Consider the following 25,920-nt stretch of genomic DNA (forward strand, 5'->3'; position numbering starts at 1 on the left):
GCTAGCGCAGGTACGGAAGGAAGTTAGAATTTGGAGCAACCGTGAAAATTGCAGTAGTAGTCGGGGCCCGCCCACAATTTATTAAACTTGCGCCAGTTAGCAAGGCACTCAGTTCAATTGAAGGCATCCAAGAGATTTTGATTCATACTGGACAGCACTATGACAAGTCTATGTCCGGAGTGTTTTTTGACGAATTGGACATGACTAAACCGGAATTTAACCTTTCTGTAAACTTGAGTGGCCACGGTGCTATGACCGGCTTGATGATGCAGAAACTCGAACCGGTTATCCAAGAAATCAAGCCTGACGTGCTTGTCGTGTTTGGCGATACAAATTCAACTTTGGCGGGTGCCCTTGTTGCGGCAAAACTCCATATCCCTGTTGCTCACATAGAAGCGGGCTTACGCTCTTTCAATCAAATGATGCCGGAAGAGATAAACAGGGTCCTTACAGATCATGTTTCCGACCTGCTCTTTACTACGTCTGATGAAGCAGTCCAAAACTTGCGAAATGAGAACATTTCTAACGATAAGATTTTCAATGTCGGCGATGTAATGTATGATGCTGCATTACAGTTTCGTGAGAGCGCAAAGGAAAAATCAAATGTTTTGAGCGCGCTAGGGCTCAGCGGAAAAGGATACATCCTTGCGACCATACACAGGGCTGAAAACACAGACTCGCCAAATATTCTTTCAAATATAGTTGACAGTCTTGAAGCCGTGGCGAAGCACTACCCGGTTGTTTTACCTTTGCACCCTCGCACGGCAGCTAGGTTGTCAGAAATGGGGCGCCAACTCAATAACGTCCAAACTATAGAGCCGGTAGGATATTTAGATATGGTTGCACTGGAGAGCAACTCGCTGTTGGTTGTAACCGACTCTGGCGGTGTCCAAAAGGAGGCTTACTTTTATGGCGTTCCATGTGTTACGCTTCGAACCGAGACTGAATGGGTTGAGCTTGTTGATAGCGGCTGGAATAAAATTGTACCTCCTTCGGAACCTGACATCGAGGGTAAGATCCTAAGCGCAATTGGGAGCAAAGGCGACCCAATTGAAATCTACGGTGACGGATCTGCATCGAAGCAGATCGCCCGGATTTTGGCTTCAAAATTTTAAATATCGTCGTAGAGGGCAATCAGCTTTGCTACCTGAGCGGGCCAGCTGTAGTTGGTCCATAGATTGTCTGCATTCTCGGGGGTCATTCGGTAGCTCTCTGGATGATCAAGTACATCCTCGATCGCTTGGGCAATACACTTTGGGTCGGTTTGGTCCATCGTCCGGCCAAAACCTAGTTCTTCAGCAAACCGCCGCATCTCAGGAAGATCTGAAAGGCAGATTGGAATACCCGCAAAGGCAGCTTCAAAAAGTTTGTTAGGCATAGCGTACCGGTGGTTCTTTGAGACATCTTGAAACGGACATATCGCAAGGTCAGCAGTGCTGATGGCCACCGGTACGTCCGGGGCTGCCACAGGCGGAAGCAACGTTACCCTTTGACTTATGCCGAGATCACGAGCAATTTTTAAAAACCACGCGTCGTTTTCTTTGTGTCGGGGCCCCATTGTGGCCAAATGCACCTTTGGCAAATAAACTAAAGCCTCAAGGACTTTGTCCATGCCACGATGCGACATTTGGATACCGCCGGTAAATACCACCAAGGGTGTATCGTCAGAAACATGGGATTTAGCACGTACTGAAAGCTGATCTAAAGCTTCGGCTTTTCTCTTTTTGATGAAATTTGGATCTATTTCTGGTGCGTTGAATATAAGCGTAGGACTAGATTTGAAACGCTTGGAATAAAAGTCTGCAAATGAAGGTGAAACCGTGATCATATGATCGACATAAGCGAGGCAATCATCCTCAAGCTTTTCAGCAAAATTCGACCCATCTGAAGGGTTGTTAGTTGCCCGAGCCGGCTCGTATTCATGAGCATCATATACAAGTTTTGCATTATAATGTTTGGCGAGAACTACACCGGCCGGCAGACAATATATATCATGAGCGTGTATCACGTCCGGAGCTTCGTCAAACTTCAAGTTGAGTAAATTATTAGCAAAGATTAATGAGCACAATTGATAGAGCTCGCGCCTCCGTTTCTTCAGTTCCCGTTCTCCGGACATTAGTGTTTTTAGCTTCTTTGAATTGTGTCCGAATCCGTGCTTCAGCAAAGTTTTATAATACAGAGATTTGTGCCTAATTTTCCGCCGCCTCCGTTCTGTTCCCTCAAAGTGTTTATAGTAATTTGGATCCAAAACTTGTACTTGCTCTGGCGTAACAATCCTTTCTGCCCAGCTTTTTGATTTGTTTAGTAGATCGGCGCTCCTCATATATGGAACAAAACGCCTGTTTACCTCTTCAGAAATCCGATCAACAAAAAAAAACGGGTCAAGTGTTTTGGCGCTGATAAACTCAGGAGACTGCCAGTTGAAGCGTTTCACTTGAATGCCGTCTATGCAAGCCACCTGGGAAAAGCCTTCGGGCCAATCGCAGAAAACTTGAACGTTATGGCCAGCTGATTGCAGGGCTCTCGCCTCTTTAAGCACTCGCGCATCCGCTGTTATCTCATGGTATGTCAAGCAGAAGATCGTCTTTGGATTTTCTGTATTAGAAACAGGCATTGTAAGTTGACCGATGAAATTGAATGGGCATTAACGCGCTCTATCAGAGGCAGATCCGTGTTTCCAGATCGAATAAAGAGATGTTTGAGGCCGATGTGCTATTGACATCCCAGTAAATTTCTTGAATTCGCAGTGATTGGGTCCATTCGAACTGGAAGAGTATAGATGAGCAATTTTGCCTTGATAGGAGCTGCTGGCTATATCGCTCCACGCCACATGAAAGCGATTGCAGACACACAAAATAATTTACTTGCAGCGTTAGACCCCAGTGACTCGGTCGGAATCATTGATAGCTACTTTCCAGAAGCCCACTTTTTTACTGAGTTTGAACGGTTTGACCGATACGTCAACATATTACGTGACAAAAAAACTGACAAAATAGATTATGTCTCAATTTGTTCGCCTAACTATCTCCATGATAGTCATATGCGGTTTGCACTTCGTTCAGGCGCGGATGCGATCTGTGAAAAACCGCTAGTTCTCAATCCTGAGGATATTGATGGCTTACAGGTCGTCGAGAATGAAACAGGCCAGAAGGTCAATACAATCCTGCAATTGCGTGTTCATCCATCGATTGTTGCGCTGCGTCAGAAAATAAAGAGTAGCGAAACCGATACTAAGCACGAAGTCGATCTTACTTATATTACTTCACGAGGACGCTGGTATCTGGAAAGTTGGAAGGGCGACACGCGTAAATCTGGTGGTATTGCCACGAATATCGGTGTGCATTTCTATGACATGCTGTACTTTCTTTTTGGCGATCTTCAAGAAAACAATGTTCACCTCAATGACCCGACTAAAGCGGCAGGCTATCTAGAATTCGAACACGCTCGGTGTCGTTGGTTCCTGTCCTTGGATGAAAATGACGTTCCAACAGAGGCCCGCAATAATGGCGCTCGAACTTACCGGTCAATAACCATCGACGACAAGGAAATCGAGTTCTCTGGCGGATTTGCAGATTTGCACACCCGCAGCTATGAAGAGATTCTGTCCGGTAATGGTTTCGGGCTAAACGAAAACTGGGCTGCGATTGAGATGGTGAGCAAAATTCGTAATGCGAAGATTGACTCAACAAAAGGTGAGCGGCATCCAAAGTTAGTGACCGGCGCAGTCTCATGATTGGCGTATTTGCCTATGCCTTTCCTCACCGAAAATCCCAAGACTTTTTGATTGAGTTGGCGCTGGAGGGTATGCGCGACGTAACCGTAATTGGAGCACCGTTCCAAAAACTTCCAGAAATGGACCGAACGGTTTACTTTTCGCGTACACTCAATTCGATTCCCCCAATCGATACAGAGGACCTTTGCAATCGTCTGGGTTTCAAATTTGTGGCAATGCAACATAATGATATTGACGGAATATCAGAACTAGCTTTGGCACACAATTTAGAGTTGGGTATTATCTCAGGAGCACGCATCTTAAAACGGCAGGTGATTGAAACTTTTAAACAGGGCATCGTGAACTTTCACCCTGGCATGATTCCGGAAACATCTGGTCTCGACGCTTTTTATTATACCATAAAGAACAACGTTGACGCAGGCATAACCACGCACTTGATCGACCCCAGGGTGGATGCGGGGCAATTTCTCGCATTTGAACCTGTAAAGGTTTCCTTGACCGATAGTCCTGAAGTCGTTCAGGAAAATACATACCGAGCACAGATCATTGCTCTACGAAGCTTTATCCAGCAATGGAAAAATGCCGCTTTGAACCCAGAAAAGCTTAACCGTCCACAAAAGAACGAACCGATGGAACCCCAAGAGAAATGGGAGATGCTGCTTCGGTTCCCTAGATGGCGAGCCAACCGCTTTCGCGCTCAGAGTTTTGAGAAGTTGCGGAGCTCTTGCGAGTTTGGCGACATTGAATCGGTCTCAAGAATTCTTATTGAGCAACCCGATCTTTTAGAGGAACGAACAGCTGAAGGGTGGACACCGCTAATAATGGCTGCTTTCCATCAGCACGTTGACCTAGTTGAACTATTGTTAAATCTTGGGGCCAATCCTAACGCGACCGGACGCAATGGCACGACCGTACTGATGTACGCTAAAACCGCGTTAATGGAAAAGCCGGATGCAAAACATGATTTGTTGAATCAGTTGATAGAAAATGGCGCAGATTTTCAACGTAAGGACATGCATGGGCTAAGTGTACTAGATTACGTGGAGCAGGCGGGCGCAAAGCATCTGATTCGGTACTTTCAGGGGAAAGAGAATTTGTGAAGTGATGCAGTTTATCGACCTAAAGAAACAACAAAGTCGTATCAAAGACGAACTGGATGCTAGTATCGCAAGCGTGCTGTCTCACGGGAAGTACATCCTTGGTCCTGAGGTTGCCGAACTGGAGCAAAAATTGGCAGTATTCTCGGGCGCCAAATATTGTATAACTTGCGCAAATGGTACAGACGCTCTGCAAGTCGCATTGATGGCGCTTGGGGTGGGGCCGGGCGACGAGGTCATAACTCCCGGATTCTCTTATATAGCTACGGCAGAAGCCGCCTGTGTTCTCGGAGCATCGCCAGTCTATGTCGATATCAATCCGCAGACGTATAATCTAGATGCAACGAAACTTGAAGCCGCAGTAACGCCACAGACGAAAGCCATAATTCCTGTTTCGCTATACGGGCAGCCTGCAGACTTCGAGGCGATAAATAAGATTGCCCAATCTCACAAAATTCCCGTAATCGAGGATGCCGCACAAAGTTTTGGTGCGTCTTTGAACGGAAAGCGTTCCGGAAACCTTTCAACGATTTCCTGTACTAGCTTTTTCCCATCCAAACCTTTGGGTTGCTATGGTGATGGTGGAGCAGTCTTTACCTCGGATCAGGAGCTTAGCGTCAAAATTCGCCAAATTGCAAGACATGGTCAAGACAGGCGCTACCACCACATACGGATCGGAGTCAACAGCCGTTTAGATACATTGCAGGCCGCAATATTGCTCTGCAAGCTTAGTGTTTTCGAAGAAGAGCTTTCAATGCGAGGCGAGGTTGCTGGTCGATATAGGGCCTTGCTGAAGGAAATTGGTTTGTCTGCTCCGGAACTGATCAAGGGCGCTTCCAGCGCCTGGGCGCAGTACACCATTCGCGTGAAGAACAGAGAAGCTGTTCAGGCTAAGCTCACTGAAGAGGGAATACCTACCGCGGTTCACTACCCGCTGCCATTGAACAAACAACCTGCGGTTTCGAACCCGGGAGCAGATCTGCCAGTTGGAGATGCTGCATCGGCCCAGGTTATTAGCCTGCCCATGCATCCCTATTTGGATCTTTCTACACAGGAACAGGTTGTGGATGCACTTAGGCGTGCGTTATGATAGTTTGCAAAATTGTAGTTACTGTATGGCGTGCGTCATCGCTGAAGACAGTTTTTGGGGCTAATTTAAGTTGTGTGACCATATTTGAGTTTCAAAACATCTCACATCATAAGCCTAAATGGTCCTGACAAGAAAAATTGCGGATTCCCGTTTTCCGTTAATAAGGCTTCGCCCTATCCGGTAAGATTCCGTATTCTGGAAGAAGTCGTATCTTCTACATCATGCCCTGGCGCGCATTTACTATCTCATTCAGAAAGACAATCCAGATAGTTATCCAGTTTCAAATTCTTTTCGAGATAGAATTTCTTATTTCAACCGCCTTTCGGCAACTTAATCGGCGACGCAGTGTATCCTATATCTAAGGGCAGGCTAGGCTTTACTGCGCGTCCGTTGATGGAGAGTAATGGACTTTCAAGGAGCACTTTGAAGACGGAATCCTAATTGCTCACTGACTGAGTTGTAGCTGCCGCCTGATGTCGAAAGTCGCTTAGTAGCTACCAGTGGCGCAAAGACCTCGCGAACACAATGATTAAGAATCGAATCAATGTTACTTTGGCCGGTTAGAAACTTGAAAAATTGGACCGCAGCCCTGCCCATTTAGTTACATCTAAAGGCAGTGCGTCATAGATAAAAAACGCTTCAATTATCATTGAAAACTGGCCGCGAAATTCAGATCATAGCGCATGAAGCACAAAGTGATCTTTAGTGAGACAGGTCGAATTGCTAAACAGACCAGTAGATGTGAACAACCGAAACGTTGGGCGCTAGCTTAGTTATTGTAGTTGAGGCGCCAATTTGCCTTAGTGGTAATGAAGAATGCGCTGTTGACCAATTTGAGGCCTTATTATCGTGCAAAAGATCCTGATCACAGGCACCGCCGGCTTTATCGGTTTTCATCTAGCCAATCTGCTTCTCGCAAACGGTGACAAGGTTTTTGGCTACGATGGGATGACCGAGTATTACGATGTCCGGTTAAAGAAGCACCGCCATGCGTTGCTTTTACAAAATCAAAATTTTTCGTGTGATGAAGAAATGTTGGAGAATACCGCAAGATTTGATGAAGTTGCGGACCAATTTAAACCTGACGTCATTGTGCACCTGGCTGCGCAAGCTGGTGTCAGGTACAGCCTTGAAAACCCCCGTGAATATATCAATGGAAACATCCTAGGGACATTTAATGTTATGGAGGCGGCGCGGCGTCACAAAGTCAATCATCTTCTAATGGCGTCAACCTCGTCTGTTTACGGTGCAAACACCAACATGCCCTATGATGAGCGTGAAAAGGCTGATACCCAGCTAACGATCTACGCAGCTACCAAAAAGGCGAATGAGAGCATGGGACACACCTACGCCCATCTATGGGATTTGCCGACAACGATGTTTCGCTTCTTCACTGTCTATGGCCCATGGGGACGACCCGACCTCGCCTTCTTTAAATTTGTAGAGGCTATCCTAGATGATCGACCTATCGATGTTTACAATCACGGAAATATGTACCGTGATTTCACATACGTGGATGACTTGGTACGGGCTATTTCCCTCCTGATCAAAACTGTCCCCGTTCGCCCTAAATGTAGGGAGGATATCGAAGAGTTTGACAGCCTAAGTCCGGTGGCACCCTTTCGTATTGTTAACATTGGCAACTCGGAAAAAATCCGACTTTTAGATTTTATTGATGCAATCGAAGAGAGTCTCGGAAAGAAGGCGATCCGGAATTACATGGACATGCAGCTTGGGGATGTTCCGGCAACCTGGGCTAACACCTACCTTTTGAAACAATTAACAGGTTATCGACCCCATACGGACTTTAAAGACGGCATTCGTAAATTTGTGGATTGGTATCGAGAGTACTACGACAAGTAAGGTTTTTTGGATTTTGAGGTTTTTTTTGCGTTTGAAGCCCAAATCTGGAATTTCAGTTTCGACAATATTATCGAATTTCAAACTGCCGTCTGGAAACCAACCAGCCAAGAGGCGGACCACTGTTTTATTATATCTTACCGTGAAAAAGGACGCTTGACGCAACACGTTTTAGTAGGATTGCTGAACGATGCGGCTCTAACTTTTCACGAAATAAAAATAATCCCGAATAGGTTTTCGTCGAACTAATCTGAGTTTTCCATGTTTCGGATGGCGCTATTTTGATCAATCCGTTGGGGTTGCGCTCGCCGGGAGGAGCCTAACTAGACCTAAGGCTAATCTAGCTAAATCTGAAACAACGCCCAGAGCGATAGAGTTCGAACAGAGGCTGCACCGAAAGACGCTGTTTCAGGTTAAAGAACGTAACGGCTAAGGTCTGTAGACTTCGTCAACTCGCCCAAATTGTCGCTGACAAATTGCGCGTTGACCAAAACTTCGGATCCAGCTTTGTCAGGGGCGGCAAACGAGAGTTCTTCGAAGACCCGTTCCATCACAGTATAAAGCCGTCGTGCACCGATGTTCTCAATACTTTGGTTTACGTCAGCCGCGATACGGGCAAGCGCGGCGATGCCGTCTTCGCTAAAGCTGACGGTGACATCTTCCGTGCCCATCAACGCCGTGTATTGAAGGGTAAGGGCATTGTCGGTTTCGGTCAGGATGCGCACAAAATCTTCTTCGGTCAGTGCCCGCAGCTCGACACGGATCGGTAGACGACCCTGAAGTTCTGGAAGTAAATCTGAAGGTTTGGCTATGTGAAACGCGCCACTGGCGATGAACAGGATATGGTCGGTTTTGACTGGTCCATGCTTTGTTGAAACAGTCGTTCCCTCGATAAGTGGCAGTAAATCGCGCTGAACACCTTCACGACTGACGTCACCGCCGCGGGCGTCGGAGCGTGCGCACACCTTGTCGATCTCATCCAGAAACACAATTCCGTTCTGCTCGACGGATTCAAGGGCCGTGCGTGTTACAATCTCATCATCCAACAGCTTATCGGCCTCTTCACCAATCAACGCGTCGTAACTATCAGCAACGGTCATGCGACGTTTCACCGTCCGCCCGCCAAAAGCTTTGCCGAAAATATCGCCAAGGTTCATCATTCCCATTTGGCTGCCGGGTTGACCCGGAATGTCGAACATCGGCATCGGGTTTGAAGTATCCGCTAGCTCCAATTCGATCTCCGTTTCGTCTAACTCGCCGGCCTTGAGTTTCTTGCGGAACATCTCGCGCGTTGACTCGCGGGCATCTTCTCCAGCAATTGCGGCAATAACCCTGTCTTCGGCAGCTTGATGGGCGCGGGCTTTGACGTCCTCACGCATGTTTTCGCGGGTTTGGATTATAGCCGCATCGACGAGATCACGTACGATCTGTTCAACGTCGCGCCCTACATACCCCACCTCGGTGAACTTAGTTGCTTCAACCTTAATGAACGGTGCGCGCGCCAATCTGGCCAGTCGACGGCTAATCTCGGTCTTGCCGACGCCCGTAGGGCCGATCATCAGGATATTTTTCGGGTAAACCTCGTCACGGATATCGTCCGGAAGTTGCTTGCGCCGCCAGCGGTTGCGCAGTGCAACGGCAACCGCGCGCTTCGCATCCTTCTGACCAATGATAAATCGGTCAAGTTCCGAGACTATTTCGCGCGGGGTTAGGTCGGTCAAAGGGCGGTCCTTTCAGTCGGCATGAGTCGGTTGCGGCTTAGGTAATCACGGTGCAGGCGAAAACAACCAAATCAATTTTCTTGGCTGCGTTGGTTAGCAATGCCTCATCAGGTTTGCAAACCCTTTCCTTAGGCGAATTAAGCACGCTCTGTTACAGTGATTTCAAGGTGTTGAGGGCCAGGAGCACGGAAATGACAAAAATTGCGAAGATCACCCTGCTGTTTGTCGTGTTCGTGGACCTGATTGGGCAAGGGCTGGTCTTTCCGATAATCAACTCTTTGATTATGGAAACGAAGTCCGGGTTTTTGCCGGAAAGCACTCCTGTCGGAACCCGCCATCTATATTACGGGCTGGTTATTGGGTGTTTCTTCCTGTCCTGGTTCCTTGGCGTCGTTTACGTCTCTAAGGTGTCAGATTCGATCGGACGAAAAAATGCGTTGCTGGTCTGTTTGGGTGGTGCACTGGCAGGGTATGCACTGACAATAGCAGCGCTGTATCTCAATAGCCTACTAATGTTGATCATAGGCCGGTCAATAACGGGCTTCACAGCCGGAAACCAACCGATTGCGCAGGCGGCAATGATAGATGGCAGTACTGATGCCGCCGACCGGGATCGGAATATGGGGTATATCATAACGGGCGTAAGCTTTGGATTGGTCGGAGGGCCGATTATAGGAGCAGTGCTTTCCGACGCGGCCTTGCTGGGGAGTTTTGCAACCTTAAAGACACCCTTTTATGGCGCTTTTGTTCTGGTCTTGATCGCAATTTTCCTCGTGCTTTTCTTTTTCAAAGATATGCGCACTGAACGAACAGCTTTTGTTTTTCGACCGCGCGATGTCACTGACAGCCTAATCGCAGTTCGCGAACACCCTATGGTTCTGAAAATCTTGCCTGTTTATGCGCTGTTCATGATTTCAAACGTTACGTTTTATGTCTTTGTAGATAACTTCCTTACCAGCGCATGGGGATACGGTGTAATTGGCGGCAGTATGGCAATGGTGGTTATCGGGATTGCGCTGGCTTTTTCCAGTACGTTTCTTGTGAAGCCTGCGCAAGAGCGTTTCAGCAAACACCTGATTATCTATACTTCGTTGGTTGTTATGGTGATCTGCGGCTTTGGCTTTACATTCAGTCCCAGCGGCGTTCTGAGCTACGTCCCCGTCTTTTTCTTCTATTTCTTCTTTGGCGTGTCGTACCCGACTTTTCTGGGCCTGTTCTCATCTGCTGTCAGCGAGACAGATCAAGGATGGGTAATGGGCGTTACTACTGCAGTTTTCTGCTTGGCAGGCGGGGTTATGTCCTTGATCGGCGGTGGATTAATGAGTATCGATATCCGCCTGCCTTACTATATCGTAATCGCTGCTGCCGTCCTGGGCCTGATCGGAATGCAAAGGCGATGGAAAGGTAAAGAAATTTCGACCCTGCTGGCCTAGATCGTTTCTACCGTCAGGTTCCCGTTGGTATAGACGCAAATATCTGCGGCTATTGCCATGGCGCTACGGGCCACCTGTTCGGCGGACTTTTCGCTTTCCATCATTGCGCGCGCTGCGGCCAAGGCAAAGTTTCCACCTGAACCGATGGCAGCAACGTTGTGCTCTGGTTCCAGCACATCCCCTGCCCCGGTTATGACGAAAAGATCCTTACCGTCCGTCACGATAAGCATTGCCTCAAGTTTTTGCAGGTATTTATCCGTGCGCCAGTCTTTGGCCAGTTCGACCGAAGCACGGGCCAGCTGCCCGGGTGTAGCCTCCAACTTTGCCTCTAGTCTTTCAAGAAGGGTAAACGCGTCCGCAGTAGAACCGGCAAATCCTGCGACGATTTCAAACCCGCCTGGTGACAGGCGACGTACCTTTCGCGCAGTGCCCTTAATAACGGTTTGGCCAAGGCTCACCTGACCGTCGCCGGCGATGACGACTTGATCGCCTTTTTTGACACCAATTATCGTCGTGCCATGCCAACCGGGAAAATCGCTGTCTGCCATTAAAGCCTCCGTTACTACAGTCGCTATATATGGGCCTGTCACGGTGTTGGCGCAACCCGCTCTGAAACTGCTCAAAAGATATGCAAAAAATGCAATTCGGGTTTGTTGGACTAGCATTTGTGGGTCCGCGGGTGCGGGACTAGATGAAGTTTACAACCGACAATGGGTCGGCTGTTTCAGAAAGCGGGAATGCGCAAATGGCACAAACTGCAACAAAACACGCACCACTCGGAGCAGCTACCATCCTGCACGTAGTGAACGCGTTTACCACCACCTTCGACGAAGTGATCGAATGGAACAAAAACCGTAAGACTCGCAAAGTTCTGTCGGGTCTCACCGACGCACAGCTGGAAGATATTGGGCTGGAGCGCGCGGAAATCGCAAAGATCTAATTTCATGTTTGGACTTTAAGGCCGGGACCTTCGTCTGGTGTATGAGCGGCTCTTGGAACCCGATTGAAGTTCAGAAGTTGATTGAGCTTTTGGAACGCTGCCAAAAGGGCCGTAACAATATGGTTGGTGTCGGAATCTTGCCCAATTGACTTCCGACCTGCAATTTTGGCGAGAACTTTTGGCCTGCCAGGAAATGTCTTCGGCGGCTTATAGTTTCAGAAGGGGGCGTTTTGTTTTTTGACCCAACCTGCAGGTTTTTCGAACAGGTTTAGAACAAATAGGAGCTAGTTTCTGAAGTGGCGAAGCAAGGTAGGGCCAGATGGTTAACGTTCACAAAAAGGCTATGCGGATAAACGCTGAGTTTAGGATTCCCCATAGAAAATAGGTGCTCACGGCAATATTAGTGTGTATTGGCGTGGATTGAGGCCGAGTTGGAGGCAGTTTATGGTATGAGTTGGCCGCTATGACAGCCTTCAACTTTCTAGCGTATATGTCTACTATGCAGCTCGAGCAATGGTCGTCACCTGAGTTCGCCTGTCCGACGGAACCATTTATGCTAGAGATACCATACGTTACACGAACCGTTTAGGTTCTGTGATAGATATAAGAATGTTTGCAACTAATATCTGAATTTGTGAGTAGATATAGTTTGATTCACTGGGTGTTTTACGCAGAGCAAAAACTTGATCGAGATGTCCAGCTTGCGCTTAGATAATTTCTAAACTCATAAAAAGAAGTATAATAGATATGTTATTATGCAGCTTAGCGAGCAGTCGCGCTTTTGTTAGAAACAGCGCTTCCAAATAAGTATTGCAGCCCCAAAATCCACTGTCGCAAGAGCAATATTTGCTGTCGCCGTATTATTTCTCGCGCAGTTCCTTTACATGAACAAGCCCGAAAGCCTGTTCCCGGGCGGGCCGCTCATAAAGATAAAGGCTTGGTTTTGCGAAGGTTCCAGCTTTCCGTAAATGCTGCAAATACGCCAGAGTTTGTGTGAACACTGCTGTTATTAATCAAAATCTCTAGAAAGTTTAGGTTTTATTGGAAACTGATATAGTTAGCTTCGGCTGGCCAGCGAAAACAATAAGCTCCGTCATTTTTGCCGTTTTGCTATCGCAACCAATACATCATAATGCGCCTTATTACTTGCGCGAAAGCTATCATAGACAATTTCAGACGATGGCAAAGCATCTGAAACAAAAGCTTTCCAACTTTCTGGACTCCAGAAGTTTATGTGGTATCGGGAATAGTCAACTCTCCCGTCGGGAACAGAGACAATAAGCACACCACCCTCTGAAACAGAACTAAAAACATTCTGCAGAGCATCTTTAGGCCTTTCGAGATGTTCCAACACCTCGGTGCAAAAAACTACATCATGCATTTCGTCAAAAGGATCAAAAATGTTCTTTTTGTGGAAAACAGCATTTGGAATAAGTTTCTTGGCATATTTTAGCGCACTTTCTGAAAAATCATAACCAACAATTCTTTGCGGCTCACTTCCTTCTATGATCGCGCTGAGCGCAATTCCCGGCCCTGTACCAACATCTGCAATTGACTTGCCATCTAATGTGACAGACCACTTAGAAAAATTTTTTTTGAGAGCCATGCCAAAATTGAGATAAGGTGTTTCTGATCGAATTTCAGAAAAGAAACTATCCATCCCCTCTTCGGAATTGTGCTGTATTGGATCTACCTCTTGTTTACCAAACCTCAAATTCTCAACCTTCCTCTTTTCTCTTTCAAGAAGAGATTCGAGTTGCTTTTTCTGTTGAACAAGTTTTGCATTATTCCCTTTTTGAGCAACGATTTTTAATCCTAATTTCGTGTTGCTATCTTTTACTGCGGCGATCTTTTGTTCTAATTTTTGGTTGGCTTGCCGGGCAGAACTAAGTTTCTTCTTCAACGCAGCATTGAGATTCGATTCCAATTCTGTGTCGTAGTGTGCCCTAGGGCTCGAATGAGAACGACCGGAAAGGCCTTTCAAAACCTTCTTCAAGCTCAACGGTCGAAAATAGTGTCTCAAGTCTCGCAAAGCTTTAATACTCCATTTTTAGAGCGGCCACTTGATCAAGACTCATTAGAGCAATCGTTTTGACAAGCCAATGCCGTTCCGTCTTCCAAATTAGAAAATTTTGAGCTTGGACTGCTTGAATAGTCATTGCTTGATAGTGCTAGTTCAATTTTGAATTTACAGAAGTACTATTATTTCATCCAATACAAGGAAAAACCAAGGCTTGAAGGTTTCGCGCGCTGTCAGCTCCAAGTCACGTTGGGTGCCTTGCGGCAATGACGGTATTCAGATAGGCAACCTTAAAAAGTATTCTAGGAGCAGCCATGCGGGTAATGAATATCGTTTTGAACAGCGTTCGTGATGATGGACGCGTGTTGAAAACAGCACGGTCGGGGAAAACAATTCTTGGTGAGGCGATGATCCTCGGGTTCTCACGAACGAAAGAAATGGAAGAATTTGTTGTCGATGGTGTAACCGTTGTTCTTATTCCACACCCCCAGAGATCGCTCAAAGCAGAGGGTAAATGGAGCGCGGACCCAAACTCACGAGATATGGACGAGTTCATAAATCGATCGGCTGAGCTTATTAAGCCGTACGTTGTAGACTTTGCGCCCGACATTCTCCACACGCATGATATGTTCGGGCTTGGTGTCGGAGCCATGCTAATCAGGAAGTTGCTGACTTCAAAGGTTAGCCCTAGGTGGCTTCACGACTGTCATGAATACACTCTTGGCGCCTCTAATATTCCTCAGGGCTTGCATTCATATGCCGTAAAACAGCACGAACAGTTTATCAGGGAGCCCGATAAACTCACCACAGTAAGTGATGGGATTGCCGATTATTTGATTGAGAATGACACTTTGTCGGAGCGGCCGGAGGTAATTCTAAATGTTCCTGTCGCAAGTCCGACCTTGGACCCCGATATTTCAGATATTAGAAGTGCAATTGGGGTCCCGCTCGACCAGGACCTTATTGTTTATAGCGGTAGTATCGCGTCTCCACAGCGTGGAGTGGCAACATTGATAGAAGCAATGCGCCACATGGAAGGTGTCCACGTCGCAATAACAACCAACAGGCCCAAATCCTTCGAAGAGTTACGCGATCTGGCAAAAAACCTTGGGGTGGATTCTCGACTTCACATGCATGATTACGTACCGGTTGATCAAATTGCGCGTTTTCTTCGAACAGCCGATTTGGGGTGTCACCCAATTCGGCGTTACCCGAACAGTGAGGTAGCATTACCTAACAAACTGTTCGATTATTTACACGCCGATCTTCCTGTTGTTGTAAGCGATGTAGAGACTATGTCGCAGTTTGTTCGCCGCCACAACGTAGGAGAGGTGTTCACTTCCGGTGATGCGGTGGATCTGGCCGAGAAGTGCAAGTGTGTGCTGAGGGACAATACCAGCTATCGCGAGTCCATAACTGCCGATTTTAAAGCCGAATTTTCATGGGAGGCTCAGCATAAAAAGATTGAAAAAATCTACCGTGATCTATTGGAAAATAGCAAGCAAAGACAAAGTAACGGAGAATATCGTGTATTTCACGGACTAACCAGTGCATCTGGGCAGCCTTGGGCGACGGTAAGTGGTCTGAGGAAGCTTGGGGTCCGAGCTGATGCTGTACGCGCTATTCCCGAAAAAACCCCTTTAGATGTACGAGCGCATCGGGTCCTTTCCAAGATTGAAGGAGATCAAGGTCTTTTGGCCTTCTCTCGTTTCGCACCAGATTACGATATCTTTCATTTTTATGCTCGAAGTTTTATTCCCGGACGCAATAGCCTTCGCTTCCCAGCTGGCTCCGACCTTATTTCCCTACGTGCCGCAGGCAAAAAGACTTTGTTTAATTTCAGAGGTTCTGAGGCTCGTATTCCCAGTATTTTCCGAGAAAAATCACCCTATCATTGGCTTTCGCCGGAACCGTCACAAGAAGAACGTGAAGCCGAGGAAAGACAAAAACTATACCTTGAGTTTGTAAAAAAGGTTACAAATGCTGTAACCGTGATCGATCGCGAGCTTTTAACCTACGTACCTAACGCGAAAATAGTACCAAGGGCCATAGACCTTTCTGAATGGAAAATTGAAGCAGGGAGCAAAAATTCCCGCCCCTTGATTGTGCATGCGCCGACTAATCGAGACATCAAGGGTACGGAACGAATAATCGAGGCGCTTACGAATCTTCAGCGTAAGGGAGAGGTGTTTGACTATGAAATAATCGAGAATACGTCAAACGCACTTGCAAAAGAGAGTTATGAAAGCGCTGACATAATTATTGATCAGCTACGCATCGGTTGGTACGGCGTTCTGGCTGTAGAGGGGATGGCACTTGGCAAACCTGTTATGTCGTACATTAGGGATGACCTTGTTGGAGACTTTGAAAAGCCGCCCCTTTTTCCCACACGCATGGAGACCTTGGAAGACGATATTGCTTTGTTGCTAAACTCTCCGTCCCTTAGGAAGGAGCTCGGTCAGTCTGGAAGGGCTTATGTGGAGATGGTTCATGATTACCGCCGAGTAGCAAAGCTCTATAAAGAAATCTATGAAGAGATTCTTGATGACAACTCTCCTTTAGACATCGACACTTGTGTAAGCTTACTCAACCAACAGATGGCTCCTATCAAACCAAGACCGAAAAAGAATGCGGCAAAAAGCGATATTGCTGCTGTCAAGACCGAAGACAAAAACTCAATCAAGCCAAAGAAGAAAAAGAAAAGGAAACCGTTCTTAAAACGAAAAGCAGATCAAATTAGGCGCATAGCATCCAAATTCTCAAATGTAAGGTGATGTATTTGGCGCTAAATCTAGTACATTGGCGTGCAAAAGCTGTGTGCTATCGACAGGTTTAAGCTGCGGATATTCTTTATAATTTAGATTTTTTAAGAAGCGAATAAGCAAAGAAATAACTGACACAAATAGGCAGGCAGTTTCTTTCGATAAATCGCCAAGTTAAACACTGCAAGCTCATGCATCAATGTGACCAGCGTGTCCGGTGGTGAAAAAGACATACTGCATGCATGCAAAGCGATTACTCGAATTTGCGCCCGAAACTCCAATTTAGAGTTCTTGAAACCCTAGACCAGACTGCCTGCAACTGACCCAAGTTTGAGCAAACAATCTTTTGCGCTTTGTTTATAGCGATGTTCGGCGCAAGCAAAAAAGGCGTCCAGATATGGACGCCTTTGCTCCTGTGTCGCCAAAAACGGTTCAAATGGATTCTTCAATCCAGCTTTGCAACGCAGCCTTGGGCGCTGCTCCCGCTCGGTTCGAAACCACTTGACCGTCTTTAAAAATAAACAGCGCCGGAATTCCGCGCACACCCATGGCCGCGGCAGAATTTGGGTTGCTGTCCACGTCGACCTTGGCGATTTTCACCTTGCCGCCATATTCGGTCGCTAATTCTTCAAGAGCGGGACCGATTTGCTTGCAGGGGCCACACCATTCGGCCCAAAAATCTACTACTACGGGGACGTCTGAATTTTTGACTTCAGCGTCAAATGTCTCATCGGTAACAGCAACGGTCGACATATTCTGTCTCCTGAATGGGGAATGCTTGGAGTGTGAACGTATGTGTGAGAATATCCAAGGTCAAGATGCCGACTGTTGCTGCAAGGCATTCGTTACAAGTTCCTGTGACAACCACATCAGTCTAGCCGTTCGAGTCCAGAGTATCGCCGCTCGAATTTCGTGGTCTGGGTAGATTTGAGCCAAGGCGATTGAATAGGCACCCATCTGGCGCAATAAGCCGAGGGGACAGTTTTCGGGCGTTTCGGGCACGGTGGCATTTGATTTGAAGTCAATGATTTGAACTTCTTTCTCTGTGACTATTAATCGGTCTATCACGCCGTGAAGGCGGCGACCTTGAAACTCTGCTGACACAGGGACTTCTGCAAGAGCGTCAGGATCAAAAAAAGGCCTTAGGTCTTCGGCTTTTAAAACGCGCGTGACCTCGTGCAATAAGTTGTGCCGATCTGCCTCTTGCATGTCCGGCAACAATCGAACGCACAGCTGAGGCCATGCGTCTTCCGTAGCCATTGGCAAATTCTCCAACAACAGATGCAGCCGGGTTCCGCGTAGCTTTGCCGCTTCTTCATCCTGTCCTGTTTCGCCCGGTAGTGCCTTGGCACCACCTAGTTCGGAAGGGCTTACAGCCGCCTGAGGAGCGTCTGGGTTGGGCGCAGGCATACTAAAAGTAACGGGCAAAACTTCAGTCGGCAAAGCTGGGTGGGATTGCTTGACCAACGGCAATCCTGCCCAGTCGCCATGTTCAAGTCGCCGGGTTTGAGACCCCTGCAACTGGAGGGCTCCCGCCCTTTCCATTGCGGCTTCAATCATATTATACCAGCTGCTTTCATCCTTTCCGATGTCACCTGCGGCGGCAACAATTAACCACTTTTCGGCCCTTGTTAGAGCCACATACAAAAGGCGTAGGCGTTCGTTTTCCTCTCGTGTTCGGGCGTCGTCGCGCGCGTTGGCAATCACTTTGGGTGATGCATCAGTCGGTACTTTCCAAAACGGCACTTCACGGGCCGCCATAATTTCAGCGTCCCTTGGAGGCTGCCTTTTCCCAGTGTCAGGCAAAATAACTATGGGTGCTTCCAGTCCTTTGGAGCCATGAACGGTCATTACCCGTATCATATTCCCAACGCCGGTCATCTGGCGTTTGATTTCCAGATCGTCTGTTTCTATCCAGACCAGAAATCCGGTCAGGCTTGGAATATCGGTACGTTCATACGCAAGGGCCTGAGACAACAGTGCGTTGATGCCGTCTTCTGCCTCGGCGCCAAGTCGACCCAGCAATTTTTTCCTACCGTCATGACGCGTCAAAATGCGTTCGATCAGGTCGTAGGGTCGCAGAAAATCCGTTTGTCCACGCAAATCGTTAAGAACAGCGAGGGTTTCCGGAAACTCTTCAGAGCGCTTTCGCAATGCCGCCCAAAGAAAAGTTTCCTTCCGTTTGTGCGCCAAATCAAAAATCTGCTGCTCTGTCCAACCAAACAATGGCGACTTCAAAACTGTGGCTAACGACAAACTGTCTTCTGGTGTGGCCAAAAAGCTCAGCAATGCCGCCAAATCCTTGACAGCTAGCTCTGCTCCGACCTTCAAGCGATCCGCCCCTGCAATCGGCAGATCAGCAGCCTTGCAGGCCCGAATAATCTCGGCAAAAAGGTCAGACCGTCGTTGGACCAAGATCAGAAAGTCCCCGGGCCGCACTTTTCGGCGGACAAATGTGCCCGGCACCTCGCCATCTTCGGGGATCGTTTCGCCGGTGTCGATCATGCATTTTATCGATTGGGCCACTCTTTCGGCCAAAAGCACGTTGTGATGACGTTTCCCGGGACGATCTACAGGGTCAGTCCAATCGCCATCCTCATCATCTTCGACTTTTTCAATCACCGGCCACAAATCGACCCGGCCCGGCAGATCGGCCTTGAAAGCTCGGTGCTGGGATTCCTTGTGAAAGCCAGCATTTGCACGGTTTTCGAACAGAATATCCACTAAACCCAATATGACACTGGACGAACGAAACGAATATTCCAGCGTTGAATTCCAGAGTTTAGAGCCTGATTCCTGAAGCCTCCGCCCAAATTCAGCTTGCATTCGGTCGAAGGCCTGCGGGTCGGCACCTTGGAAAGAATAGATAGACTGTTTTTTGTCACCGACTACAAATATAGTCCGCTCGATGCCAGAGCGGACGCCTTCCCCGCTCGTGAATTCCCACGCTAGTTTTTCGACAACGTCCCATTGGTCTGGGCTGGTGTCTTGCGCTTCGTCCACCAGAATGTGATCGATGCCGCCGTCCAGTCGGTACAATACCCATTCAGCTACGGCCGGGTCATTAAGCACCTGACGCGCACGCAAAATTAGATCGTCGAAATCCAGCCAGCCGCGCAACTGTTTGCGGCGCTCGTATTCTGGCAAAAAGGCCGCAGCGAAATTGTGCAGGACAAAAGTCTTTCGGGCAGCAATAAGCGCTAGCCGTAGCTTGCGCGCCGCCTCAACCCGAAGCATCAGCTGATCTAGCTGAGGCATCTTATCCGCCAAAACACCTTCGCGGAGATTCTTGGTAGGAAAGCTGCCGACCTTTGCTGCAAAAGGTGCCTTTGCAGTTTTTCCAAACAAGAAGATACTTTCCAATAGCGGCAGGCTGGCAAGGTTCGCAGTCACTCCAGATGTCAATCTTGCTGCTGCCTTTGCGTCGTTCCCACCACTTTCGACCAAACTGGGAACAATACTTTGTAAAAACTCAATTTCTCCACCCAAGAAGACGCGATTCAAAAGGTCTTCCTCGTTAAATCCATCGGGTAAGTCGAAAAGTGTCAGCAGGTCGGCCCAGCTCTGAGATTTGGCAAAAAGACTTCGTTTGCTGGTGATGGCCGCCGTCAACTTGTCAAACCCGGAGTCCGTCACAAAACGGGCAACGTCCTTGACCAGGTGTGCTTGCGGACCATCTGCAAAATCTTCGAGTATTTCCTCGCGCAATAAGGCGGCGGCCCGATCTTCCATTTCACTGAATTGTGGGCTGACCCCTGCCTCAAGCGGAAACCGACGTAAAAGCGAAGCGCAGAATGAGTGGATCGTTTGAATTTTCAATCCGCCCGGAGCTTCGATCGCGCGTGCGAACAATGTACGAGCCTGCGCCAAGCGCTGAGGGCTGATATGACCTTCGACACCAAGATCGGTCAACTGCTCAAGCAATTGATCGTCGGCCAACATAGCCCATTCGCCCAAACGTTTGAACAGCCGGTTCTGCATCTCGCTGGCTGCAGCCTTGGTGTAGGTCAGGCAAAGGATATGCTGCGGCTGCACACCATCTAGTAACAACCGGGCCACACGGTCGGTCAAAACACGTGTCTTGCCAGACCCGGCATTCGCAGCCAGCCAGGTTGAGGCATCCGGCCGAGCAGCTTGCACCTGTCGCTGGGTTGCGTCGTGCAAGGCGCTCATGTCACGTTCTCGGGGCTGGTTTCAGTGGTACGGTCCCATTCACCGAAACGGGCAAGGTGGTCGTAGTCACCCGTATCATTGTCTTTGTGCACCATTCTGCGGCACGAAAACCCCTGTTCAGGCTCTAAATAGGCCGAAATCAAATCCTTGAGTTCTTTTAGGACTTTGTCCGCCGGTTCCTTGTCCAGCGGCGCAAGCACCTCCTTATATGTGCCGCCCATCCCAATAAACACCGCTTGAGCGACAGATATTGGATCAAAACCCTCGACACCGCCCTGTTCGGCTATTGCCGCCTCGATCAATAATTGTTTGTCAAAGTTCGCCTGCTGACCCTTGGTCGGCGGTGTACCTGTTTTATAGTCGATAATTCGCAAGGCCCCGTGTCTGGTGCGGTCAATGCGATCAGCGCGTCCCGAAATCGCAAAATCCAATGGCGTCAACGCCAGATTCATCGTCGCCTCAAACGCCACAGGCCCTCCATCCGATCGGCGCATGAGTTCAGCTTGTAGAAAGTCATCCGCAATCCGTTCAAGTCTGGCCAGCCAAAGGGTGCGTGCTGTTGGCCATGCAACATGTTCAGCAAGCAATATCTCAGCGCGTTTCAAAAAGTTCTCACGCGTCAATAGCGAGACGTCCAAAACACTTTCCTTGACGAACTCCTCGAGTATCTCGTGAACGACAATGCCGCGTAAAAGGGCATCCGGGGCCTGCACCAATGGATCCAACGGCTTTAAGCGCAGTACGTGTTTGGCATAAATTGCATAAGGGTCGCGGATCAATCGCTTGATTTCAGTTATACTCAGGCGCCTTGGTCGGGCAGACAGGGGTGGACGAGGAGACGGACGGGATGCAGGCTGAACCCGCGGCGCCGCTTCCATAGCCTCCGTCCAGCGCAGCCATTGGTCGCCGCGGTCCCGCATGTCAGACAAGACCTGCGGCCCACCTTGAGCAGGCAATCCCTGCAAGAGGTTGGTTAAGCGGTTTAGCCATCGCGAGGCGACCGTTTCCGCTTCTTCCGAGCGGACGGCGCGGGTCAACCATACCTCCGGAGCGCCGACCGCCTGTTGGAAGTCGTGCGCTGACAATCCGATCCTACGTTCTGGCAACAACAGTCCCGCCTTCTCTCGCATCTGACGGTTTAGCCATGGGTCGGGCGAGGCTGCTTCGGGCCAACTGCCCTCATTCAAACCCCCGAGTATCAACAAGTCGGCGCCTTGCACACGTGCCTCAAGCGTTCCCCAGATCATGATACTTGGATGTGGAGCATCACGATCACGAACTTCTTCGCCGGCAAGTAACGCGCCCAAAAGATCAGCAAAGTCCCGAGCCGAAATCAGACCGCCGTGCTGAGCTTCATTTTCCAATTCGTTCAAAACGGAAAAGGCTTTTTGACCAGCTTTCTTTTCCCATAAATTGCCAGCTTCACCGCTCGACCCGTTTGACATCAACTCAGCAGTCGAGCGAAGACGAGCCACCCAGTCAGACAGCGGAAGTTCGGAGGGGCTGTGTAGCTCGCAGAAGCAAGACACTAGCCAACGTATCCAAGGCTCCGGCAAGTTTTCGCCTTCGCCAAAAGCGGTCAAGCTGCGTTGGTCCGGGAAGGGCGGTCCATGGCGACGAATGTGCAGCTCCAGTTCACGGGTGAACAGCAGGTGGTCGCCTCGGCCGCCGCCATCATGGCACAAAGGATGTTTCAGTAGCGTCAGCAATGCTTCACCATCAAGGCGGCGCACAAACAAACTGGCAATGTGGCGCAGAAAACGGCCTGGCGGAGAAAGCTGCAAAGGCAATCCAGCGCTGTCATCAGGTAAGATATTCCAGCGATCTAAAGCGGCGCTGACCTGTCTGGTCAGCATTCGGTCCGGCGTTATCAGTGCTGCAGTTTGTCCGATTTCGGCGGCGTGCCGTAAACGCATAGCGATTGCCAGTGCTTCTGCACGGGGGGATTGAGCCTCGACCAAAGTCAGGTCCCGGGTGGCAATATCCAGTTCGCGCAGTTGAGGCCCCTCGGACATCCAAGCATCCGTGATCGGCGCAGGACGCAATGCAAGAGATACCAACCGGTTGCGAGATGGCGAAGGAGCTTGGTCATCGGTCCATGGCTGAACTTGATCCGGCGACATATCCAACTGCCGTAGCAACTTTTGAAACCGGTATTGCGGGTGATCCTCTGAGGTGAGGGCGTTGTCCAAACTCTCCCACACATACTGTGGTTGATCGAAATCGTAACCCGGCAGGATCAAGGCCCCTTGAGGCAGTTGGGCGATGGCCTCCATCAGCATAAGTGTTGTGCCACGAGATCCAGTTGACCCTGCCAAGATGACCGGATTAAGCGGAGGTTGTTTTTGCCAACTTGCGACGAGATTTTCCACCACGCGCCGTTGCCGCGCTTGCGCGTCCAGTGCGTCATCTCCCGACGAGATAAATTGATCCGCTATGTCAATGAAAGCCTGAGCGCGAGCCCAGTGCCCCGACATATCACTGACGTCCAATTGGCGGATAGCGTCCGCAGAAACGCCTTCGCCCTGCATTTCGTCAATTAACAATGCAAGGCTGTCAGATAAATCGAACAGGGATGATCGTGCGGCAAGATCGGGTTGTTGATCCAAAAGTTTTGCAATCAACTGTGTCAATTCCAGCCGACGGCGTAATGCGGGGATCGCCGGAGGAATATGTGCAAGATCTACGCTTTCACCCAAATCTGTCAGCAAGGAAAGTCGCGGAAACAGACAAGGCGCCCCTTGATCAAACAGATCACGCACCCGACGCTCCATGCGACGAGTATTTACTATCAACTGCATGCGGGCCAGGTTTTCCGGCGGAAAGGCTGCGCTGCGCGCGCGTATGCCGTCGACAAGTGCTTTTGGAAAATCCACGCCCGGCGGAACAGCAAACACCCGCGGCAGAGCGTCGTTTTCAAACATCGGCAATCAACTCCTCAGCCAACACTATGCCTTCGGGTCGGCCGACGTCGCACCATCGACCTGGATATTGAAGGGCATGTAGCCTTCCGGCATCGTGCATTTGATCCCAAACTACATTAAGCGAAAAGGTACTGTCAGGAACGGCGGTAAGTCCGCTTGTTTTGATGATTTGTGCGCCTCCGTAGATCAGGCCCGGCCCGCGGGCGATACGCCCGGAAGCGTCCTGAGAAAAATCTCCCTGGCCGCTGTAGCCAATAGCATGTGCGACGGGAACACACATTAACAATGCGTCCATTTCCTCGGGTCTCCAGGCCTTTCTCAAAAGCCGCAATGGGTTCGGACCAGCCCAGATGGCATCGGTATTCAGTGTGAAAACAGGGTCGGACTCCAGTAGGGGCAGGGCTGCGCGTAGTCCACCTCCGGTTTCAAGAATATCTGGCTCTTCCAAGGAAATTCGCACGTCGGTCGCTGCCAAGTATGCAATTATCTGGTCGGCCAGATAGTGGACGTTTGCGACAATGCGAGATGGGCCAATGCCTTCGGCCAAATCCAAAGCGTGGTTGATCAGGGGCCGGCCTGCGACCTCGACCATTGGTTTTGGTTTGTCTTTCGTTATGTTGCCCATGCGTGTACCGAACCCTGCGGCAAACAGCATGACGGCTTCGGGTTCACCTTTCATTACGGTCGAAGCCTCGCCAAATTGTCGGGATTGGGTGGCGGCAACGTATTACGCACAATATCTGCAATCGAAACAAGCGCAGGGTGCTCGAGATCACGCATCAAATGGCCCCAAACTGCTGGTATCAAATCAACATAATGCGGCTTTTCGTAGTCTGTCGCTAAACGCGCGAATCCACCCATTATCCTTAGATTGCGCTGGGCGCCTAACACTGCGTAGGCAGTTCTAAAGTCGTGACTGTCTATGCCCGTTGAGGCGATGTATCGATCGATCATTCGCATTTCTATCCCAATCGGCACAGAGCGGCGTACGTCCTGTAGCAAAGACATCAGATCGTAGGCAGGATGCCCGAGCATGGCGCTTTGGAAGTCTAAAAGGCCAACGCGACGAAGTCCGGTGCGGTTCGGCAACCAAATCAGGTTTTCGGCATGATAGTCCCTTTGCACTACGACCCGGTTGCCTCCGGTTTCGCGGTGGAGAATATCGGAGAACCGCAATTCAAACCTTGATCGTGCGTCGACATCATGGGCACCCAGAATGCCTTGCGCGTATTTGGTAAAAGCGAGGGCCGAATATTCAGTCATTATTGCCGGGTCATAAGAATCTAGCGGGATAACCGGTGAGGCATGCAGATGCACCAAAACGTCAGTTGCAGCCTCATATAACTTGCGTTCAAGCTCGGCTTCTCGTTCCAGAACCCGGGCAAAAAGGTCATCACCCAGATCCTCCAGCAGCAGAAAGCCGTATTCGCAATCCTCTGCGTAAATTTCCGGTGCGCTTAGACCGATTGATTGCAAGTATTTCGCCATTCGAACAAAAGCTGCAACGTCTTCGTTCTTGTCTGGCGGAGAATCCATAAGAACAGCCGTGGCGCCATTTACTTTGTTAGTCACGCGTTCGTACCGACGGTTCGAGGCATCTCCGGCCAAAGGTGTATGTATCGCATCCGCCCATTCTGTCTGTGCGATCAGAGCCTCGGCTAATATGGCCCGATTAGTCATAGAGTCCCCTCCAGTTTTCTGAGCCATTTTGGATCGGTCCAGCCGAAGTTTAGATGCCGTGTCTCACAGTGGTCAGCGTCTGTCTGAAAATGTACTCGCAACGCCGAGGGTGGTTCCAATTGTTCGAGTTTTTCCGGCCACTCAATCAGGCACACAGCCTCATCAAAAGCCTGCGTCAAGCCCAGCTCTTCAATCTCGTTGATATCCGACAAACGATAGAGATCGGAATGCCAGACCTCGCCGATTCGGGTATCGTAAGTCTGTACCAACGTAAACGTGGGCGAGGGCACATCTTCCGGTACCGACATTAACGACTGGATCAAAGCGCGCGCGAAATGAGTTTTGCCGCTTCCGATTTCACCTTCCAGCAAAAGCACATCTCCAACAGCTAAAACTGCACCCAGCCTTGCGGCCAGTGCCTGAGTTTCTTCCGGTGAATTCAACGAGATCTCAACAGGCGTATTCATGGCGCCACAATGGACTTGCG

General features: G+C 49.2%; 18 protein-coding genes. 8 read left to right on the forward strand and 10 right to left on the reverse strand.

Features of this window, described 5'->3' with window-relative positions:
* The first annotated feature begins 41 nt into the window (after positions 1-41).
* Complete coding sequence (wecB, locus tag GOV45_RS19645) at positions 42-1,115, forward strand: non-hydrolyzing UDP-N-acetylglucosamine 2-epimerase (RefSeq protein WP_170481064.1); 1,074 nt, start codon at positions 42-44, stop codon at positions 1,113-1,115.
* Here wecB and GOV45_RS19650 read toward each other — a convergent pair.
* Positions 1,112-2,614 carry a glycosyltransferase gene (locus tag GOV45_RS19650; protein WP_170481067.1) on the reverse strand — a complete coding sequence of 501 codons (1,503 nt, stop codon included), beginning with the start codon at positions 2,612-2,614 and terminating at the stop codon, positions 1,112-1,114. The two genes, wecB and GOV45_RS19650, sit on opposite strands and share 4 nt — an antisense overlap.
* A gap of 165 nt (positions 2,615-2,779) precedes the next feature.
* On the opposite strand from GOV45_RS19650, the gene GOV45_RS19655 reads away from it, so the two are divergent.
* From GOV45_RS19655 to GOV45_RS19670, 4 genes are all read left to right on the forward strand, one after another.
* On the forward strand, positions 2,780-3,733 hold the full coding sequence (locus GOV45_RS19655) for a Gfo/Idh/MocA family oxidoreductase (RefSeq protein WP_170481070.1): 954 nt from the start codon (positions 2,780-2,782) through the stop codon (positions 3,731-3,733).
* 47 nt (positions 3,734-3,780) lie between these two features.
* Positions 3,781-4,833 carry an ankyrin repeat domain-containing protein gene (locus GOV45_RS19660; protein ID WP_170481073.1) on the forward strand — a complete coding sequence of 351 codons (1,053 nt, stop codon included), beginning with the start codon at positions 3,781-3,783 and terminating at the stop codon, positions 4,831-4,833.
* Positions 4,834-4,837: 4 nt separating this feature from the next.
* Entirely contained in the window at positions 4,838-5,920 is a 1,083-nt protein-coding gene (locus GOV45_RS19665) for a DegT/DnrJ/EryC1/StrS family aminotransferase (protein WP_174823717.1), read from the forward strand.
* 849 nt (positions 5,921-6,769) lie between these two features.
* Entirely contained in the window at positions 6,770-7,783 is a 1,014-nt protein-coding gene (locus GOV45_RS19670; RefSeq protein WP_170481077.1) for an NAD-dependent epimerase/dehydratase family protein, read from the forward strand.
* Positions 7,784-8,193: 410 nt separating this feature from the next.
* On the opposite strand, the gene hslU is transcribed toward GOV45_RS19670, so the two are convergent.
* Positions 8,194-9,501 (reverse strand): ATP-dependent protease ATPase subunit HslU, encoded by a 1,308-nt coding sequence (hslU, locus tag GOV45_RS19675; protein WP_170481080.1) that lies wholly within the window; start codon positions 9,499-9,501, stop codon positions 8,194-8,196.
* Between the two features lie 191 nt (positions 9,502-9,692).
* On the opposite strand from hslU, the gene GOV45_RS19680 reads away from it, so the two are divergent.
* On the forward strand, positions 9,693-10,934 hold the full coding sequence (locus GOV45_RS19680; RefSeq protein ID WP_170481083.1) for an MFS transporter: 1,242 nt from the start codon (positions 9,693-9,695) through the stop codon (positions 10,932-10,934).
* Here the strand turns inward: GOV45_RS19680 and hslV are convergent.
* Positions 10,931-11,482, reverse strand: coding sequence for an ATP-dependent protease subunit HslV (gene hslV, locus GOV45_RS19685; protein ID WP_170481087.1), 552 nt, complete (start codon positions 11,480-11,482; stop codon positions 10,931-10,933). The genes GOV45_RS19680 and hslV overlap by 4 nt on opposite strands.
* A 143-nt stretch (positions 11,483-11,625) precedes the next feature.
* On the opposite strand from hslV, the gene GOV45_RS19690 reads away from it, so the two are divergent.
* Positions 11,626-11,874, forward strand: coding sequence for a DUF1127 domain-containing protein (locus GOV45_RS19690; RefSeq protein ID WP_367648701.1), 249 nt, complete (start codon positions 11,626-11,628; stop codon positions 11,872-11,874).
* Positions 11,875-12,967: 1,093 nt separating this feature from the next.
* Here the strand turns inward: GOV45_RS19690 and GOV45_RS19695 are convergent.
* On the reverse strand, positions 12,968-13,876 hold the full coding sequence (locus GOV45_RS19695) for a methyltransferase domain-containing protein (protein ID WP_170481090.1): 909 nt from the start codon (positions 13,874-13,876) through the stop codon (positions 12,968-12,970).
* 332 nt (positions 13,877-14,208) lie between these two features.
* Between GOV45_RS19695 and GOV45_RS19700 the strand changes: the two genes are divergently transcribed.
* Complete coding sequence (locus GOV45_RS19700) at positions 14,209-16,668, forward strand: glycosyltransferase family 4 protein (protein WP_170481093.1); 2,460 nt, start codon at positions 14,209-14,211, stop codon at positions 16,666-16,668.
* A 420-nt stretch (positions 16,669-17,088) separates the two neighbouring features.
* Here the strand turns inward: GOV45_RS19700 and trxA are convergent, their stop codons facing one another.
* From trxA to tsaE, 6 genes are read right to left on the reverse strand one after another with little or no spacing between them, the layout of a single operon-like run.
* Positions 17,089-17,409, reverse strand: coding sequence for a thioredoxin (gene trxA, locus GOV45_RS19705; RefSeq protein ID WP_170481095.1), 321 nt, complete (start codon positions 17,407-17,409; stop codon positions 17,089-17,091).
* A gap of 60 nt (positions 17,410-17,469) precedes the next feature.
* Positions 17,470-20,829 carry a double-strand break repair helicase AddA gene (gene addA, locus GOV45_RS19710; RefSeq protein WP_170481098.1) on the reverse strand — a complete coding sequence of 1,120 codons (3,360 nt, stop codon included), beginning with the start codon at positions 20,827-20,829 and terminating at the stop codon, positions 17,470-17,472.
* Positions 20,826-23,753, reverse strand: coding sequence for a double-strand break repair protein AddB (gene addB, locus GOV45_RS19715; protein WP_170481101.1), 2,928 nt, complete (start codon positions 23,751-23,753; stop codon positions 20,826-20,828). The genes addA and addB overlap by 4 nt, the downstream gene beginning before the upstream one ends.
* On the reverse strand, positions 23,746-24,432 hold the full coding sequence (locus GOV45_RS19720; protein WP_170481104.1) for a nucleotidyltransferase family protein: 687 nt from the start codon (positions 24,430-24,432) through the stop codon (positions 23,746-23,748). The genes addB and GOV45_RS19720 overlap by 8 nt, the downstream gene beginning before the upstream one ends.
* Entirely contained in the window at positions 24,432-25,433 is a 1,002-nt protein-coding gene (locus GOV45_RS19725) for an aminoglycoside phosphotransferase family protein (protein WP_170481107.1), read from the reverse strand. The genes GOV45_RS19720 and GOV45_RS19725 overlap by 1 nt, the downstream gene beginning before the upstream one ends.
* Positions 25,430-25,900, reverse strand: a complete 471-nt coding sequence (gene tsaE / locus GOV45_RS19730) for a tRNA (adenosine(37)-N6)-threonylcarbamoyltransferase complex ATPase subunit type 1 TsaE (RefSeq protein ID WP_170481110.1) — start codon at positions 25,898-25,900, stop codon at positions 25,430-25,432. The genes GOV45_RS19725 and tsaE overlap by 4 nt, the downstream gene beginning before the upstream one ends.
* Positions 25,901-25,920: the final 20 nt, after the last annotated feature.

This window comes from Ruegeria arenilitoris, from assembly GCF_013035425.1.
GTDB lineage: Bacteria > Pseudomonadota > Alphaproteobacteria > Rhodobacterales > Rhodobacteraceae > Ruegeria > Ruegeria arenilitoris_A.